General features: G+C 70.8%; 16 protein-coding genes. 13 read left to right on the top strand and 3 right to left on the bottom strand.

Annotation, left to right across the window (positions count from 1 at the left end; genetic code table 11):
* Positions 1-875: tryptophan--tRNA ligase (trpS, locus tag VGF64_08560; protein HEY1634795.1), on the bottom strand; the 875-nt coding region annotated here is incomplete at its 3' end.
* 95 nt (positions 876-970) lie between these two features.
* Here trpS and VGF64_08555 point away from each other — a divergent pair.
* Genes VGF64_08555 through VGF64_08520 form a run of 8 tightly spaced genes read left to right on the top strand, consistent with a single transcriptional unit; the run spans position 971 to position 7,367 of the window.
* On the top strand, positions 971-1,870 hold the full coding sequence (locus VGF64_08555) for a segregation/condensation protein A (protein ID HEY1634794.1): 900 nt from the start codon (positions 971-973) through the stop codon (positions 1,868-1,870).
* Complete coding sequence (gene scpB, locus VGF64_08550) at positions 1,867-2,472, top strand: SMC-Scp complex subunit ScpB (GenBank protein HEY1634793.1); 606 nt, start codon at positions 1,867-1,869, stop codon at positions 2,470-2,472. Before VGF64_08555 ends, scpB begins: the two co-directional genes overlap by 4 nt.
* Positions 2,465-3,262 carry a pseudouridine synthase gene (locus VGF64_08545; protein ID HEY1634792.1) on the top strand — a complete coding sequence of 266 codons (798 nt, stop codon included), beginning with the start codon at positions 2,465-2,467 and terminating at the stop codon, positions 3,260-3,262. The genes scpB and VGF64_08545 overlap by 8 nt, the downstream gene beginning before the upstream one ends.
* Before the next feature lie 12 nt (positions 3,263-3,274).
* On the top strand, positions 3,275-3,643 hold the full coding sequence (gene aroH, locus VGF64_08540) for a chorismate mutase (GenBank protein HEY1634791.1): 369 nt from the start codon (positions 3,275-3,277) through the stop codon (positions 3,641-3,643).
* The gene (locus VGF64_08535; GenBank protein ID HEY1634790.1) at positions 3,627-4,754 is read left to right on the top strand and encodes a prephenate dehydrogenase; all 1,128 of its coding nucleotides are present in this window, start codon (positions 3,627-3,629) and stop codon (positions 4,752-4,754) included. Before aroH ends, VGF64_08535 begins: the two co-directional genes overlap by 17 nt.
* Positions 4,751-6,037, top strand: coding sequence for a 3-phosphoshikimate 1-carboxyvinyltransferase (gene aroA / locus VGF64_08530; protein ID HEY1634789.1), 1,287 nt, complete (start codon positions 4,751-4,753; stop codon positions 6,035-6,037). The genes VGF64_08535 and aroA overlap by 4 nt, the downstream gene beginning before the upstream one ends.
* Positions 6,034-6,693, top strand: a complete 660-nt coding sequence (gene cmk, locus VGF64_08525) for a (d)CMP kinase (GenBank protein HEY1634788.1) — start codon at positions 6,034-6,036, stop codon at positions 6,691-6,693. Before aroA ends, cmk begins: the two co-directional genes overlap by 4 nt.
* Entirely contained in the window at positions 6,690-7,367 is a 678-nt protein-coding gene (locus tag VGF64_08520; protein ID HEY1634787.1) for a lysophospholipid acyltransferase family protein, read from the top strand. Before cmk ends, VGF64_08520 begins: the two co-directional genes overlap by 4 nt.
* A gap of 28 nt (positions 7,368-7,395) precedes the next feature.
* Here the strand turns inward: VGF64_08520 and ispH are convergent, their stop codons facing one another.
* Positions 7,396-8,433, bottom strand: coding sequence for a 4-hydroxy-3-methylbut-2-enyl diphosphate reductase (ispH, locus tag VGF64_08515; protein HEY1634786.1), 1,038 nt, complete (start codon positions 8,431-8,433; stop codon positions 7,396-7,398).
* 42 nt (positions 8,434-8,475) lie between these two features.
* Here ispH and VGF64_08510 point away from each other — a divergent pair, with 42 nt between their 5' ends.
* The 5 genes from VGF64_08510 (at position 8,476) to VGF64_08490 (ending at position 14,830) form a co-directional block, all read left to right on the top strand.
* Positions 8,476-9,840 (top strand): DUF512 domain-containing protein, encoded by a 1,365-nt coding sequence (locus tag VGF64_08510; GenBank protein HEY1634785.1) that lies wholly within the window; start codon positions 8,476-8,478, stop codon positions 9,838-9,840.
* Positions 9,837-11,189, top strand: coding sequence for a ribosome biogenesis GTPase Der (gene der, locus VGF64_08505; protein HEY1634784.1), 1,353 nt, complete (start codon positions 9,837-9,839; stop codon positions 11,187-11,189). The genes VGF64_08510 and der overlap by 4 nt, the downstream gene beginning before the upstream one ends.
* Positions 11,190-11,253: 64 nt before the next feature.
* Entirely contained in the window at positions 11,254-12,348 is a 1,095-nt protein-coding gene (locus VGF64_08500; GenBank protein HEY1634783.1) for a PP2C family protein-serine/threonine phosphatase, read from the top strand.
* Complete coding sequence (locus VGF64_08495) at positions 12,345-13,934, top strand: acyl-CoA carboxylase subunit beta (protein ID HEY1634782.1); 1,590 nt, start codon at positions 12,345-12,347, stop codon at positions 13,932-13,934. Before VGF64_08500 ends, VGF64_08495 begins: the two co-directional genes overlap by 4 nt.
* Positions 13,931-14,830, top strand: a complete 900-nt coding sequence (locus tag VGF64_08490) for a hydroxymethylglutaryl-CoA lyase (GenBank protein ID HEY1634781.1) — start codon at positions 13,931-13,933, stop codon at positions 14,828-14,830. Before VGF64_08495 ends, VGF64_08490 begins: the two co-directional genes overlap by 4 nt.
* Positions 14,831-14,852: 22 nt before the next feature.
* Here VGF64_08490 and VGF64_08485 read toward each other — a convergent pair whose 3' ends face one another.
* Positions 14,853-15,314, bottom strand: coding sequence for a nuclear transport factor 2 family protein (locus tag VGF64_08485; protein ID HEY1634780.1), 462 nt, complete (start codon positions 15,312-15,314; stop codon positions 14,853-14,855).
* Between the last annotated feature and the right edge of the window lie 314 nt (positions 15,315-15,628).

The following is a 15,628-nucleotide window of genomic DNA, read 5'->3' as shown; positions in this document are numbered from 1 at the left end:
CGGTCCGCCGTGAGCTTGGCGTGCCGCTCCCGCACCGGGCGCAGCAGCTCGATCAGCGCCTCCGCCACATCGGCCTTGAGGGGCCCGTAGGAGGAGTAGCCCTGGGCCGCATCCTGGGGGCTGCGCCCGGTCGCCGCGCCGAGCAGCTCCAGGAGGTTGGAGACGCCCGGCTTGGTCGCCGGGTCGTAGACGACGTCGGTCCCGCTGTCGGTCACGGCCCGCTTCACCTTGCGCTCGATGTCGGCGGGCTCGTCGACCACGTAGATCGTCCCCTGGGGTGATTCGACCGACTTGGACATCTTGCGGGTCGGATCCTGGAGGTCCATCACCCGGCCGCCCACTCGGGGAATGGCCGCCTCGGGCACGGTGAAGGTCGGCCCGTAGCGGTGGTTGAACCGGTTGGCCAGGTCGCGGGTCAGCTCGAGGTGCTGGCGCTGGTCGTCGCCCACCGGGACCCGGTCGGCGTCGTAGAGGAGTATGTCGGCCGCCTGCAGCACGGGGTAGGTCAGCAGGCCGGCCCGGACGGACTCCTGCCCGCCGCCCTTGTCCTTGAACTGGGTCATTCGCCGCAATTCGCCGAATGTCGCCGTACATTCGAGCAGCCAGGTCAGCTGGGTGTGTTGGGGCACGTGGCTCTGCACGAACAGCGTGCAGACGTCGGGATCCAGACCCGACGCCAGGAGAATGATCGCCACGTCCAGGGTGCGCTGCCGGAGCTCCGCAGGGTCGTGGTCCAGGGTGAGGGCGTGGAGGTCGACGATGACGTAGTAGGCGTCGTGCTCGTGCTGGTCGATGGCCCAGTGGCGGAAGGCTCCCAGGTAGCCACCGATGTGCATGTCACCCGTCGGCTGGACGCCCGAGAGGACCCGCGTCATGGGCGACGATGCTACTGGTCCGGCCGGCCCGGGAGGCCGGGCCGTTGCCGGGCAGCATGCGCGGTCCCGGGCCTGGATATCGGTAGTGTCGTTTCGTGCCCTACGAGGTCCGCACCCCGGTGTTCGAGGGCCCGTTCGACCTGCTTCTGCACCTCATCACGTCCCAGCAGGTCGACCTGTACGAGGTCCGCATCAGCCTCATCGTCGACGCCTATCTCACCGAGCTCGAGCGCATGGAGGCCTTCGACCTCGAGGTGGCGACCGAGTTCGCCCTCATCGCCGCCACCCTCATCGAGCTCAAGTGCCGGCGGCTGCTTCCGGGGCGCGATGACGTCGAGGTCGACGAGGAGCTCGGCGTCTGGGAGGAGCGGGACCTGCTCCTGGCCCGGCTGCTCGAGTGCAAGACCTTCAAGGACGCCGCCTCGGTGCTGGTGGACCAGATGCACGAGGCGTCCCGCTCACTGCCGCGGACGGCGGGCCCGGATGAGCGATTCCTCGGTCTGACCCCGGACGTGCTGGCCGGGGTGGGCCCCGCGGAGCTGCGAGACGCGTTCATCAAGGCGACCGCGGCCCGACCCCGACCCAAGGTCGACCTCACCCACGTGCCGCCCGCCAGGGTGAGCGTCGGCGAGGCGGTGGCCGAGCTGGCCGACGAGCTGCCGGCCCTGGGAACGGTCACCTTTCGGCGGCTGACAGCCGATCTCGCCATATCGGACGTCATCGTGCGGTTCCTGGCCCTCCTCGAGCTGTACAAGCAGGGGCGCGTGGATCTGGACCAGGGCGCCCACTTCGGCGATCTCAGCGTCGCCTGGCTCGCCGATCCGGACCCGGTGGAACCTGTGCTGGTGGCGATGGCCGGGTCGGGAGGCCGGCTCGAGGCACTGGCCGGCCCGGGAGGCCGGCTCGAGGCACTGGGCGGCCCGGCAGGCCGGCTCGAGGCACTGGCCGGACCGGGAGGCCGGCCCGAGGACATGGCCGGGGACGACGAATCATGATCGATCCCGAGACGTCGTCGAACGGCTCTGGGTCGAGCGGCGACGAGGCGCGGGCCATCGAGGCCGTGCTCATGGTGGCCGCCGAGCCGGTTGCACCCCACCTGCTGGTTGAGCTGCTCGAGATACCCATCGAGCGGGTGGAGGCCATCTGCGACGAGCTGGCCGCCGGCTACGCCAGAGAGGACCGGGGCTTCGTGCTGGCCCGGGTCGCCGGCGGCTACCGGTTCCAGAGCCATCCGGACCTGGAGCGCTACGTCGAGCGGTTCATGCTCGAAGGTCAGTCGTCCCGCCTCTCCGCCGCGGCCCTCGAGACGCTGGCCATCGTGGCTTACAAGCAGCCTGTCTCCCGGGCCCAGATGGCGGCGATCAGGGGCGTCAACGTCGACGGCGTGGTCCGGGCCCTCACCCAGCGGGGCTACATCGAAGCGGTGGCGCGGGATCCCGGCCCCGGTCAGGCCGTCCTGTACGGGACGACCTCGCTGTTCCTGGAGCGGCTCGGACTCGACAACCTCGAGCAGCTCCCACCGCTGGGCGATTTCGTTCCCGGGCCCGAGATCGTCGAGGCGCTGGAGGAGGGACTGCGCCCGACCAGGGATGGCTGACGCGGGTTCAGGAGGGCCGGCGAGCGGCGAGCGGGTGCAGAAGGTCCTCGCCAGCCTCGGTTTCGGCAGCCGCCGGGCCTGCGAGGAGCTCATCGTCGAGGGCAGGGTGCGCGTCAACGGAGAACGGGCCCATCTGGGCCGGCGAATCGACCTGACCGCAGACTTCGTGGAGGTCGACGGTGTGCCCGTCGGTGTGCGTCCGGGCCTCGTCTATTACCTGCTCAACAAGCCCGGGGGAGTCGTGACGACAGCGACCGACCCCCTCGGCCGGCCCACGGTCGTCGAGCTGGTACCGGAGCGCCCCCGGGTCTTCCCGGTCGGTCGCCTCGACGCCGACAGTGAGGGGCTGCTGATTCTCACCAACGACGGCGAGCTCGCCCAGCGGCTCAGCCACCCGTCCTTCGGCGTCGACAAGGAGTACCTGGCGCACGTGGAAGGCAAGCCCTCGCCGGGCGCCCTGCGCCGGCTGCGCGAGGGCGTGGAGCTGGAGGACGGGCTGACGGCGCCGGCGTCGGCGGCCGCGGTGAGCCCCGGCCTTCTTCGCCTGGTCATCCACGAGGGCCGCAACCGGCAGGTGCGACGCATGTGCGCGGCCGTGGGTCACCCGGTCGTGCGCCTGGTACGGACGCGGATCGGTCCCCTCGCTGACCGGCGCCTGCCCCCGGGACATTGGCGGGAGCTGTCCGTTGCCGAGGTGCGGAGGTTGGCCGAGGCGGCACAACCGGCCCGGGAGGCCGGCCCGAAGAATCGGCCGGCTCCGGCCAGAGGGACGTCCCGGGGCGGAAGGTAGGCTCCGGCATCGATGCCCCCGGCCGTCAGAGCCGTCCGCGGCGCCACCACCGTCGATACTGATACGGAGGACCAGGTCACCACGCGCGTCCACGCGCTGCTCGGTGCCATCCTGGAGCGCAACGGGCTGGCCAAGGATGACCTCATCAGCATCGTCTTCACCGCCACCGACGACGTGGTCTCGATGTTCCCTGCCGCGGCCGCTCGGACCATGGGTCTGGGCGACGTGCCGCTGCTCTGCGCCCGGGAGCTGGGGGTCGTCGGAGGCCAGCCCCGTTGCATTCGCGTGCTCCTGCATGTGACCACGGACCGGAGACGGGACGAGATCGACCACGTCTACCTCGAATCGGCCCGGGGGCTTCGAGATGACCTCCCCGGCTGAGCCGGCCCGGGAGCGCGGCCGGGCGGCGGTGGTCGGCACGGAATCTCGCCGGGCGGCGGTGGTCGGCACCGGCCTCATCGGGGGGTCGATCGGGCTGGCCCTCCGGGCCAGGGGCTGGCGCGTGACCGGCTCGGACACGGCGGCTGGGCGGGCGGAGCGGGCGCTCGAGCTGGGCGCCCTGGACGCCGTGGGCGACGATCCCGAGGCCGAGGTGACCTTCCTCGCCACGCCAGTGTCAGAGGTGGTCGCCGCGGCCCGAGCGGCCCTGGCCGACGTCGGGCGTGGCGGGACGAGCGTCGTCACCGACGTGGGAGGCGTGAAGGGACCCATCGTGTCGGCGGTGGACCATCCTCGGTTCGTCGGCGGTCATCCCATGGCCGGCTCCGAGCAGGACGGGATCGACGGCGCCGACCCCGAGCTCTTCGCCGGTGCCACGTGGGTGCTCACTCCCACGGCATCCACCGACCCCGAGGCGTTCACGCGGCTGCGTGCCGTGCTGACGTCCCTCGGTGCAGATGTCCTCGCCGTGCCCCCCGAACGCCACGACGAGCTCGTGGCCGTGGTGTCGCACGTCCCCCACCTGACCGCGGCGGCGCTCATGGGACTGGCCTCGGAGGCGGCCGAGCACCACGGCGCCCTGTTGCGCCTGGCCGCTGGCGGCTTCCGAGACATGACGCGAGTTGCCGCCGGCCATCCGGGGATCTGGCCCGACATCTGCGCCGAGAACGCGTCGGCGATCGTGACCGTGCTGGATCAGCTGGCCACCGATCTCACGAAGGTCCGCGATGTCGTCGCCGGCGGCGACCGGGCCGCGCTGTTCGGCATTCTGGAGCGGGCCCGCGAGGCCAGGCGCAGCCTCCCGACACGGCTGCCCCGCCCCGAGGACCTGGTCGAGGTGAGGGTGCCCGTACCTGACCGACCGGGCGTGCTCGCCGAGGTGACGACGCTGGCAGGCGAGCTCGGGGTCAACATCGAGGACTTGGAGATCGCGCACTCTGCTGAGGGCGACCGGGGCGTGCTGGTGATGGTCGTGGACGCCGGGGCCTCTGACTTGGTGCGGGGCGCGCTGCTGGCTCGCGGCTACCGTCCATCGCACCAGCCTCTCGGATGACGCCCGCCGTCTTCGAGGTCGAGGGGGGAGCCGCCCTGCGGGGCCGACTGCGGGTGCCGGGCGATAAGTCGATCTCGCACCGGGCGCTGCTGCTCGCCGCCCGAGCCGATGGACTCTCCCGCCTCACGGGGCTCTCGGACGGTGACGACGTGGCTCGCACGGCCGCCGCGGTTGGTGCGCTCGGAGCCGAGGTCGACGGTCGGGCGCCAGGAGCGGTCCACGTCACCGGCGGTCCGAGCCGGCTGCACGAGCCCGAGGGCGTCATCGACGTCGGGAACTCGGCGACAGGGATGCGCCTGCTGGCTGGGTTCGTCGCCTCCTTCGACTGGCTGACCGTGCTCCAGGGGGATGCGTCCGTGGCCCGGCGTCCCATGGCCCGGGTCGTAGACCCGCTGCGGCGCATGGGCGCCACGGTCGACGGCCGCCAGGGTGGGACGCTGGCCCCGCTGGTCGTCCGGGGCGGGGGCCTGGCCGGGATCGACTACACGCCGCCGGTGGCCAGCGCCCAGGTGAAGTCGGCGGTGCTGTTGGCCGGGCTCGGGGCAGCAGAGGACACAGTCGTGCGCGAGTCGGTTGTCACCCGCACCCACACCGAGGAGCTGCTGTCGGCGTGTGGAGCCAAGGTGGACGTCACACCGGACGGGTCCGGCCAGGTCGTCCGGCTGCGGCCATCGACCCTGTCACCGCTTACCCTGGCCGTGCCGGGCGATCCCTCCCACGCCGCCTTCTGGGTCGTCGCCGCCTCGATCGTGCCCGGCAGCGAGGTGGTGGTCGAGCGGGTGTACGTGGGACCGGGACGATCCGGCTTCCTCGACGTCCTGGCTCGCATGGGCGCGGCCATCGAGCTGAAGTGGCGCGACGACACCACCGCCGACATCGTCGTCTGCCACGCCTCCCTCCGCGGCACAGAGGTGACGGGCGACGAGGTGCCTGCTCTTGTCGACGAGATACCGGTACTGGCGGTGGCGGCGGCGATGGCCGATGGAGCGACGACCTTCCGCGACCTGGCCGAGCTCAGGGTGAAGGAGAGCGACCGGGTGGCCACGGTCGGCAGCGAGCTGTCCGCTCTCGGCGCCAGGGTCGAGGCTGTGGGCGACGACCTCGTTGTCATCGGCGGGGCCGGCTTGAGGGGAGCAGGCGTCCGGTCGCACGGTGACCACCGGGTGGCGATGGCGATGGCGGTGGCCGGCCTGGCCGCTCAGGGCGGGACCAGAGTGGAGGAGTGGGACGCGGTCGCGACCAGCTACCCCGGATTTGTGTCCGATCTCGGGAAGCTGCGATGAGCACCTCGCCGGGTGGCAAGCCGATCATCGCCATCGACGGACCGGCCGGGGCCGGGAAGTCGACGCTCGCCGCGTCGCTCGCCGCTCGCCTTGGTCTCGATCGGCTCGACACCGGAGCCATGTACCGGGCGGTCGCCTTCGCCGCCCTCCGACACGGTGTCGATCCGTCTGACGCGCAGGCTGTCGCCGACGTGGCCCGCCGGGTGCACATCGATCTCGGCCCCCTCGTCCACGTCGACGGCATCGACGCCACCGAGGAGCTTCGGGGCCCGGGCGTCACCAAGGTGGTGTCGGCCGTGGCCGCCAACCCCGAGGTCCGCCGCGAGCTGGTGCGCCGGCAGCGCGCCTGGGTCGAGGCCCACGGCGGGGGTGTCATCGAGGGCCGCGACATCGCCACGGTCGTGCTGCCCGGTGCCGACCTCAAGATCTACGTCACCGCCAGCGAGTCCGAACGGGCCCGGCGGCGGGCGCTGGAAGCCGAGGCCACCGCCCACGATCTCGACCCGTCTGTGGTGGCCGCCGACCTGGCCAGGCGGGATCACCTCGACTCGACACGACAGAGCTCTCCTCTTGCCGTCGCCGAGGGAGCCGTGATAGTCGACACCACGGACCGTAGCGTCGAGGAGATCGTGGAGGAGGTGCTGACCCGGCTGTGAAGCCTTCACTGATCTTCTACGCCGTCGCTCGGGCCGTGCTCGTCGGGTGGTGCCGGCTGTACCACCGGCTCACGGTCGAGGGGAAAGAGCGCGTGCCGACCGAGGGGCCGTACATCCTGGCTCCGGTCCACCGCTCGATCGTGGACACCTTCGCCATCGCGGTGGTGACCCGCCGGCGTCTGCGCTACATGGGCAAGGAAGAGCTCTGGAAGGTTCCCTGGTTCGGCCGCATCATCGATTCTCTCGGAGCCTTCCCGGTCCACCGGGACGCCACCGATCGGGAGGCCTTTCGCCGGTGTGTCGAGGTCATCGAGGGCGGAGAGCCGCTCGTCCTGTTTCCCGAAGGCACCCGCCGCTCGGGCCCGACGGTGACCGAGCTTCGTGAGGGAGCGGTCTATCTGGCCGCCCGCACCGACGTACCCATCGTTCCCGTCGGCATCGGTGGGTCCGAGATGGCGCTGCCAAGAGGGACGCGTTTTCCGCGCCCGGTCAAGATCCACCTGGTGGTGGGCGAGCCGATCACGGTCAAGGTCGCTGCCGAACGACCGAGCCGCGGCACCGCCGGACGCCGGGCCGACCGCCTCTCCCGCCGGGAGTTGCACGAGGTCACCGAGCGGCTGCGGGCCGAGCTCCAGACGCTGTTCGACCAGGCTCGAACCCGGGCCGGCGCCTGAGCGACGGCCGTCGTCCGGCCGGAACTGCTCAGCTGGCGAGGGCGCCGAGGGCCTCGCTGGCGGCCATGGCTCGGTCGTCGGTCAGGGCGGCGGGGGTGTCGGGTGGAGCCGTCACCAGGCAACCCACCGCCGTCGCCACCGCCCGAAGGAGGTCCCGCAGCTCACGTGGCGGCGGGAAGTACTCGTCCTCGATGGTCACATCGACGGCCTCGGTACCGTCCTGGGGCGCCAGACGGGCCACGACCGCATCCACGAGCTCCTCGGGCGCCGAGGCGCCCGCGGTGACCCCGACGGTTCCATCCAGATCATCAGGAAGCTCCTGTGCCGAGTTGACCCGGTAGACGCGGCGGCAGCCGGCGGATCGCGCCACCTTCTCCAGCGCCCGTGTGTTCGAGGAGTTGGCAGATCCGAGGACCACGACTGCGTCGGAGCGGCCGGCGATGGCCTTGAGCGCCGATTGCCGGTTGGTGGTGGCGAAGCACAGGTCGCTGCGGCCCGGCATCCACAGACCCGGGAACCGGTCCCGGGCCCGCTCCATGATGCCGGTCCACTCGTCGTGGCTGAGCGTGGTTTGGGCCAGGAGCGCCACGGGCGTGCCGGGATCGGGCAGGGCAGTCACGTCGTCCTCCGACTCGACCAGCTGCACCGCGTCAGGAGCCACCGCCACGGTCCCTACCGCCTCCTCGTGACCCTCGTGGCCCACGTACACCACCGTGTAGCCCTTGCCTGCCCGGACCTTCACCTCGTGATGGACCTTGGTGACCAGCGGGCACACGGCGTTCACGACGACGCCGCCGCTGGCACGGGCGGCCGCCACGACCTCGGGGGCCGAGCCGTGGGCGCTGAGCATGAGGGGGGCTCCGGGCGGCACCTCGGCCACGTCGTCGACGAAGACGACGCCGAGGCGGCGGAATCGGTCCACGACAACCTGGTTGTGCACGATCTCGTGGTAGCAGTAGACGGGCGGCTGGAAGACCCGCACCATCCACGCCAGGGCCTTGATGGCCATCTCGACGCCGGCGCAGAACCCTCGGGGCTGGGCCAGTAGTACCCGCTGGACAGTCACTTCGGCCCAGGCTACCGGCCGCCCCGCCCTATCCTTGACCTCATGTCGCTGCCCAGCGTGGTGGCCGTGAGGGAGGGGTCACCGGCGGCTCGGGCCGGGCTCGCCCCTGGTGACGAGATTGTCTCGATCAACGGTCGGTCGCCTCGCGACGTCATCGAGTACCAGTTCCTCGTCGATCAGGGCGAGCTCGACATCGAGCTGCGCCGCGGCGGGCTGGAGCTGAGCGCCGAGGTCGCCAAGGACGATGGCGAGCTGCTCGGCATCGAGGTCTCGTCAGCGGTGTTCGACCGCATCCGCACCTGCGACAACCACTGCGAGTTCTGCTTCATCTACCAGCTGCCCAAGGGGATGCGGCCCAGCCTGTACGTGAAGGACGACGATTACCGGCTCTCGTTCCTCTACGGCAACTTCACGACCCTCACCCGGTTCACCGAAGCCGATCTCGAGCGGGTCGTGACCGAGCGGCTCAGCCCGCTGTTCGTGAGCATCCACGCCACCGATCCCGGGATGCGGGCCCGGATGCTGCGCAACAGTCGTGGCGCCGTCAGCCTCCGATGGCTGCGGGCACTGCTCGACCATGGCATCGAGGTCCACGGCCAGGTGGTGGTCTGTCCGGGGATCAACGATGGCGCTGTCCTCCACGACACCCTCGTCGGGCTGCTGGACCAGTACCCCGACCTGGCCACGGCTGCGGTCGTCCCCCTCGGGGTGAGCCGGTACTCCAACGAGGCCGGTATGCGGCCGCACACGGTGGACGAGGCGGCAGCGGTCGTCGACACCGTTGCCGAATGGCAGCCGGCCTTCGTAGAGGCGGTCGGCCGTCGGCTCGTGTTCGCGTCGGACGAGTATCACCTCCTCGCTCGCCGGCCATTTCCCGACGCGCCGTCCTACGAAGGGTTCCCCCAGCACGAGAACGGTGTCGGCATCGTCCGGGCGTTCGAGCGAGCCTTCTGCGGAGAAGGAGCCGCCATCGGAGTGAGGCCCGGGTTCTTCTCGTGGGTGGACGGTGCGCCCGCTGAGGGCTACCGGGCTCCCCGTGCGACGCGGCTGGCCGTGACGCCGGCCGCCGAGGTTGGTGCTCCGACCGCAATCGTGACCGGCGAGTACGGCGCCGCCGTGCTCGGCCCTCTCGTCGACGACCTGGATCGCGGCGATGTCAGGATCGTGAGGGTGCGCAATGAGTTCTTCGGGGGCAACATCGCCGTGGCCGGCTTGATGACCGGTCAGGACGTGGCCCGGGCGCTGGCCGCCGAGCCCGCACAGCACCGCTACCTCCTGCCCGATGTGTGCCTGAACGAGGGGCGGTTCCTGGACGGTGTCGTGCCGGCGGATCTTCCTCGCCCGGTAGAGATCGTCCCGACCGACGGGCGGTCGCTCCGGCGAGCCCTCGAGGCCAGCCACCCGTGAGCGGGCCCCACGCGGCGATCGGTGCGGAGGTCGACAGGCCTCCCGTGGTCGCGATCGTCGGCCGGCCCAACGTCGGGAAGTCGTCGCTGGTCAACCGGATCGTCGGGGGTCGGGTGGCGATCGTCGAGCATCGACCGGGCGTGACCCGTGATCGAAAGGAGCTCGTCGCCGAGTGGAACGGTCGACCGTTCACCCTCGTGGACACGGGAGGCTGGCTGGACGGTGCCGACGGGCTCGAGGCGCAGGTCAGCGCCCAGGCCGAGCGGGCCGTGCGGGTGGCCGACCTGGTGCTGCTCGTCGTCGACGTGACCGTCGGAGTGACCGACGAGGACGAGGCGGTGGGTGCCTTCCTGCGCCGGTCGGGGCGACCGGTCGCGCTGGTCGTCAACAAGGTCGATTCCGACGGCCGCGAGGCCGACGCCTGGGCGTTCGCCCGCCTCGGCCTCGGTGATCCGTGGATGGTGAGCGCGCTCCACGGTCGCGGGTCGGGGGAGCTGCTGGACGAGGTCGTCCGCCTGCTCCCCGAGGAACGGGCGCCCGACCCGGACGAGGGGCCCGAGCAAGGGGCGATCGCACCGACCGGCACATCGGTGGCCATCGTGGGGCGGCCGAACGTGGGCAAGTCGACGCTCTTCAACCGTCTCATCGGCGACGAGCGGTCGATCACCCACGACCTGCCCGGGACCACGCGCGACACCGTCGATACCGTCGTCGAGACCGATCAGGGCCCGTTGCGCTTCATCGATACCGCCGGCATGAGGCGCAAGTCCCGAGTCGGCGAGGGAGCCGAGTACTACTCGCTCGTGCGCGGCCTGCAGGCCATCGACCGGTCCGACGTCGCCCTGCTGCTGATCGACGCCGCCGAGGGGGTCACCCACCAGGACCAGCGTCTGGCTGAGCGAGTCGACGCCGCTGGGAGCCCGGTGGTGCTGGTGCTCAACAAGTGGGACGTCCTCGACGCCGAGGCCAGGTCGGCGCTGACCGCGGACGTCGGGGATCGGCTGGCCTTCCTCGGCTACGCGCCGGTGATCAAAGCCAGCGCCCGCACCGGCCTCGGCGTGCACCGGCTCCTGCCCGCCCTCGTTCAGGCCATCGAGGCCTACCACCAGCGCGTGTCGACGACACGGCTCAACCGCGTCGTGCAGTCGGCCCAGGCCGCCCATCCGGCGCCGGCCGGAGCCCGCGTCCTGTACGCCGTTCAGGGGGCCACCGACCCGCCGACCTTCACGCTCTTCGCCAACCGGAGCCTGCCGCCCACCTACATGCGGTACCTCGAGCGCAAGCTGCGGGAGGACCTGGGTTTCGGGCCCACGCCCCTCAAGCTTCGGGTCAGGAGGCGCTCGCGGTGAGCGGTCGGCGGGGCGTCCGCCCCCTCCCATCGTCGCCACCGGCCAGCGGGGTTAGGGTCTCGCCGTGATCGTCCAGCAGCCGGTCCTGATCGCGGTGGCCGTGGCCTGCGGGGTGGCGGCTTACGTGTGGGCCCGCTCCAGCCGCCGCCTCCTGCGGGCCTGCCGCCGCATCGAGCGCGACGTCGTCGATCACGACAGCCCGGACGAGGCGCTGGTGCTGGCCCGCTCGGCCTTCGACAAGGACCTGCACACCACGATCCTGTACTCGTTGCTGGGGCTGAGCGCCTTCATCACCGCCTTCCTGCCGCACGCCTGGCTCCAGCTTCCGTTCCTCCTCGTCCTCGTGCCGATCGCCATCTCACTTCGCTACGGGCCACGGTTCCTGTCGGCGGCCCGGCTGGCCGAGGAGCGATCGCTCCTGGAGCGGCGGGCGGCGGAGGTGCTGGCCCAGGAGGAGCTGGCGCCCATGCGGTGGTCCGAGCGCCTGGCCCCGGCGAACCTGCCGGACATCGACGGCTTCGAGCTGGGCCACGTCTACCAGCCGGGCGCCGGGGCCATGGCGGGCGACTTCTACGACATCGCCCCGACCGCGCTCACGCGCCTGGCGGCGGTCATCGGCGACGTCGGGGGGCACGGCATCGAGGCTTCCATCACGGCGTTCCAGGTCAAGTACCTGCTGCGGGTCTTCCTCCGTCAGTACCGCGATCCGGGTCAGGCGGTCGAGGAGCTCAACGTGGTCCTTTCCGCCCAGGGCCGCCCCGAAGAGCTGGTCTCGCTGTGCGCCGTCGTGTTCGACCAGATGGCCGGCACGCTGCGGTTCGCATCGGCGGGGCACCCGGCCGCCTGGGTCTGGCACGGCGGCGACGTGCGTCCGATGCGGTCGACCGGTCCACTGCTGACCCTCGACCCCAAGGGGAGCTACACGAGCAGGGAGCTGCCGCTCGATCCCGGTGACGTGCTGCTGCTCTACACCGACGGGCTGGCCGAGGCCCGCTCGGGGGAGCAGCTGTTCGGGGAGGACCGGGTGGCAGGCATCCTGCGCCGCGATCCCGGCCAGGACCTGACGACGCTGTGCAAGACGCTCCTCGAGGCGGCGCGGGACTTCGCCTCCGAACCCCTCACGGACGACGTGGCCATCCTCGCCATTCGCCGGACGTGACCGAGCGCGACGCGACCGAGCCCGCGAGCGGGGCGGTCGACGGCGTCTCCTCGGATGGTGAACGAGGTGTGCACGACATCGGCGACGTCTCGCGGCGCGCTCTCGACGGAAACCGGGCGACAGGTGCCGAGAAGCTCGCCAGTCAGCGCAAGCTCTTCGTGCGCGATCGCCTGGCGTTGTTGCTGGACAAGGGGTCGCTGGTGGAGGACTCGCTGCTCGCCAACGCCCTGGCCGGTGACCTGCCGGCTGACGGCGTGGTGACCGGACGAGGCACGGTCGGCGGCCGACCCGTGTGCGTCATGGCCAACGACACCACGGTGAAGGCTGGCTCCTGGGGCGCCCGCACCGTCGAGAAGATCGTCCGCCTCACCGAGTACGCCATGACCCACGAGCTACCGGTGTTCTGGTTGGTCGACTCGGCCGGAGGCCGCATCACCGACCAGGTCGAGCTGTTCCCGGGCCGCCGGGGGGCGGGCAGGATCTTCTACAACCAGGTCCGGCTCTCGGGCCGGGTTCCCCAGATCTGCTGCCTGTTCGGGCCGTCGGCCGCCGGTGGTGCGTATATCCCGGCGTTCTGCGACGTCGTGTTCATGGTCGAGGGGAACGCCTCGATGTACCTAGGCTCCCCCCGTATGGCAGAAATGGTGATCGGCGAGCACACGACGTTGGAGGAGATGGGTGGGGCCCGCATGCACGCCACGGTCTCAGGCTCGGCCGACGGGTTGGCGGCGGATGACGCAGCCGCCATCGCTGCCGCCAGGGCGTACTTCTCGTACATGCCCCGGTCCTGGCGCGAGGAACCGCCGCCGGCCGACGCCCTTGCTCCGATGAGACCCTTGACGGCGGGGACGATCCCGACCTCGCAGCGAGCTGGCTACGACATGCACAACATCATCGACGCGTTAGTGGACGAGGGATCGTTCTTCGAGATCAAGCCCGATTTCGCCAACGAGCTGGTCGTAGGCTGGGCTCGACTGGACGGCGACGCGGTCGGCATCGTGGCCAACAACCCGCTGCGCAAGGGCGGTGTGCTCTTCGTCGACTCGGCCGACAAGGCCGCCCGCTTCATCTGGTGCGCCGACGCCTTCAACATTCCGTTGATCTTCCTGGCCGACGTGCCCGGGTTCATGGTCGGCAGCGCCGTCGAGCGGGCGGGAATCATCCGCCACGGGGCCAAGATGATCACCGCAGTGTCGGAGGCGACGGTGCCCAAGCTGTCCGTCATCGTGCGAAAGGCCTACGGCGCCGGGCTCTACGCCATGGCGGGACCCGCGTTCGAGCCGGACAGCTGCATCGCCCTGCCATCGGCCCAGATCGCCATCATGGGTCCCGAGGCCGCGGTGAACGCCGTATACGCCAATCGGATCGCGGCGATCGAGGACCCGGGCGAGCGGGCCTCGTTCGTGGCCGAGCGCCGGGCCGAGTACGAGGCCGATGTCGACCTGCTGCGGCTGGCATCCGATCTCGTGATCGACGCCGTGGTCGAGCCCGAGCAATTGCGCGACGAGCTGGTGTCCCGTCTGGCCCTGGCCCGGTCCAAGCAGAGGGGCTTCACTGAGCGACGCCACGGTGTGCCGCCGGTATGAGCGCCGCCGGACCGACGAGGGTGCGGATCCGCGAGGTGGGACCCCGAGACGGGCTCCAGGTCGAGGCGCCCGTGGGCATCGAAGCCAGGGTGGCGCTGGTGGAAGCGCTCGTGGCCTCGGGTCTGCGGGAGGTCGAGGCCGTCGCCTTCGTCTCGCCCGCGGCCGTGCCCGCTATGGCCGGGGCGGCCGAGGTCATGTCGGCGCTGCCTCGCCGACCCGAGGTGCGGTACGTGGCGCTCGTCCCCAACCTCCGGGGAGCGCAGCTCGCCGTCGAGGCTGGCGTTGATGCGCTCTCGGTCACCGTCTCCGCCTCACAGGAGTACAACCGGCGAAATGTGCGCATGTCGATCGACGAGTCGGTCGCCCAGGTCACGAGCATCGCCGGTACGGTCGGCGACGTACCGATCGATGTCGTGGTGTCGTGCGCGTTCGGGTCTCCGTACGAGGGAGATCTGGCTCCTGCCGCCGTAGCCGGGCTGGGCGACCAGGTGCTCGCTGCTGGGGCCACTTCGTTGACCTACGCCGATACGACGGGGATGGCCACGCCTCGACGGATCGGGGAGCTCCTTGACGAGGTGGGCGTGGACATCGGGCTGCATCTTCACGAGACGCGCGGCACCGGTTTGGTCAACGCCTTCGCGGCGTGGGAGCGAGGGGTCGCGCGCTTCGACACCTCGGTGGGAGGGCTGGGCGGCTCGCCCTTCGCCGCCGGCTCGGCCGGCAACCTGGCGACAGAGGATCTGGTGCACCTCCTCGACGACCTCGGGGTGGAGACGGGGGTCGACCTCGACCAGCTGCTGGCAGCCAGCGCGCTAGCCGCCCGCACCGTCGGCCACGACGTGCCCAGCCGGGTGGCCGCAGCCGGCCCCCGGAGCAGGGTGGCCGATACGCAGTAGCGCTCGGTAGGCCGGGGGCCGATCAGTCGGCCGCCCCTTCGAGCTCGGACTTCCGCGCCTGCCAACGGGTGATCATCTCGGCGAAGTGCGCAGGATTGTAGACATCCTCCTCGTAGGCCCAGAGCCCACTCCCCGCGTACTTCAACAAGGTGAAGTTGGCTGCCTGATGGATGCTGCCGTCGCCGGGATCGGCCATGCGGTTCAACACCTGGCAGACGACCCAGCCGCGCTCCTCGTCGATCACGTACCAGTCGATCGGGAAGTGAGGCATGGCGTTGCCGGGGAAGGCGCTCATCGTCTGGGTGATCCATCTGCGGATCGCCTCCCGGCCCCCGAACGTCCCGAAGGAGTGTTCGATGTAGGTGGCGTCCTCGGTGAACAGGTTCGCCCACGCGCTCCAGTCGCCGGTCGTGCCCGCTTGCAGGGCAGTGCGCTGGTAGTCGGCAAAGGCCTCCTCCAGCTCCTCACGTGTCCATCGACCCACGACCACTCCTCCGTTGCGAGAACCTGGTTGGCAGGGACTCAGCGTCTCATAGCACAGCTGTCAGCAGGCACTGCAAGATCGGCCTGTATGCCTCGCACGACTTGAATCAGTGCCCGCTAGCCACCCATATGGTCCGCGAGGTATCAGCCTTGGGCATTTCGGACTGGGAGCCGGCAGGGTCACCGGTTCGGGGGATCGACGGGCGTCGGCCGGGGGCGCACACTGACGGTAAGGACGATTCGGGTCGAGCTCCCCCCGCCGGTTGCTCCCCCGTCCTGCGCTGGTTTCGTTCCACGAGCGGAACCAGCGCGCCT

This window comes from Acidimicrobiales bacterium, assembly GCA_036491125.1.
Classification (GTDB): Bacteria; Actinomycetota; Acidimicrobiia; order Acidimicrobiales; family AC-9; genus AC-9.
This window is presented reverse-complemented; position numbering and strand designations above follow the sequence as displayed.

Excerpts from the sequence above, each read along its gene's own strand:
- aroH (HEY1634791.1), top strand. The coding sequence starts at position 3,275 with ATGCCCCCGGCCGTCAGAGCCGTCCGCGGCGCCACCACCGTCGATACT.
- VGF64_08510 (HEY1634785.1), top strand. The coding sequence starts at position 8,476 with ATGTCGCTGCCCAGCGTGGTGGCCGTGAGGGAGGGGTCACCGGCGGCT.
- cmk (HEY1634788.1), top strand. The coding sequence starts at position 6,034 with ATGAGCACCTCGCCGGGTGGCAAGCCGATCATCGCCATCGACGGACCG.
- aroA (HEY1634789.1), top strand. The coding sequence starts at position 4,751 with ATGACGCCCGCCGTCTTCGAGGTCGAGGGGGGAGCCGCCCTGCGGGGC.
- scpB (HEY1634793.1), top strand. The coding sequence starts at position 1,867 with ATGATCGATCCCGAGACGTCGTCGAACGGCTCTGGGTCGAGCGGCGAC.
- VGF64_08545 (HEY1634792.1), top strand. The coding sequence starts at position 2,465 with ATGGCTGACGCGGGTTCAGGAGGGCCGGCGAGCGGCGAGCGGGTGCAG.
- VGF64_08535 (HEY1634790.1), top strand. The coding sequence starts at position 3,627 with ATGACCTCCCCGGCTGAGCCGGCCCGGGAGCGCGGCCGGGCGGCGGTG.
- VGF64_08490 (HEY1634781.1), top strand. The coding sequence starts at position 13,931 with ATGAGCGCCGCCGGACCGACGAGGGTGCGGATCCGCGAGGTGGGACCC.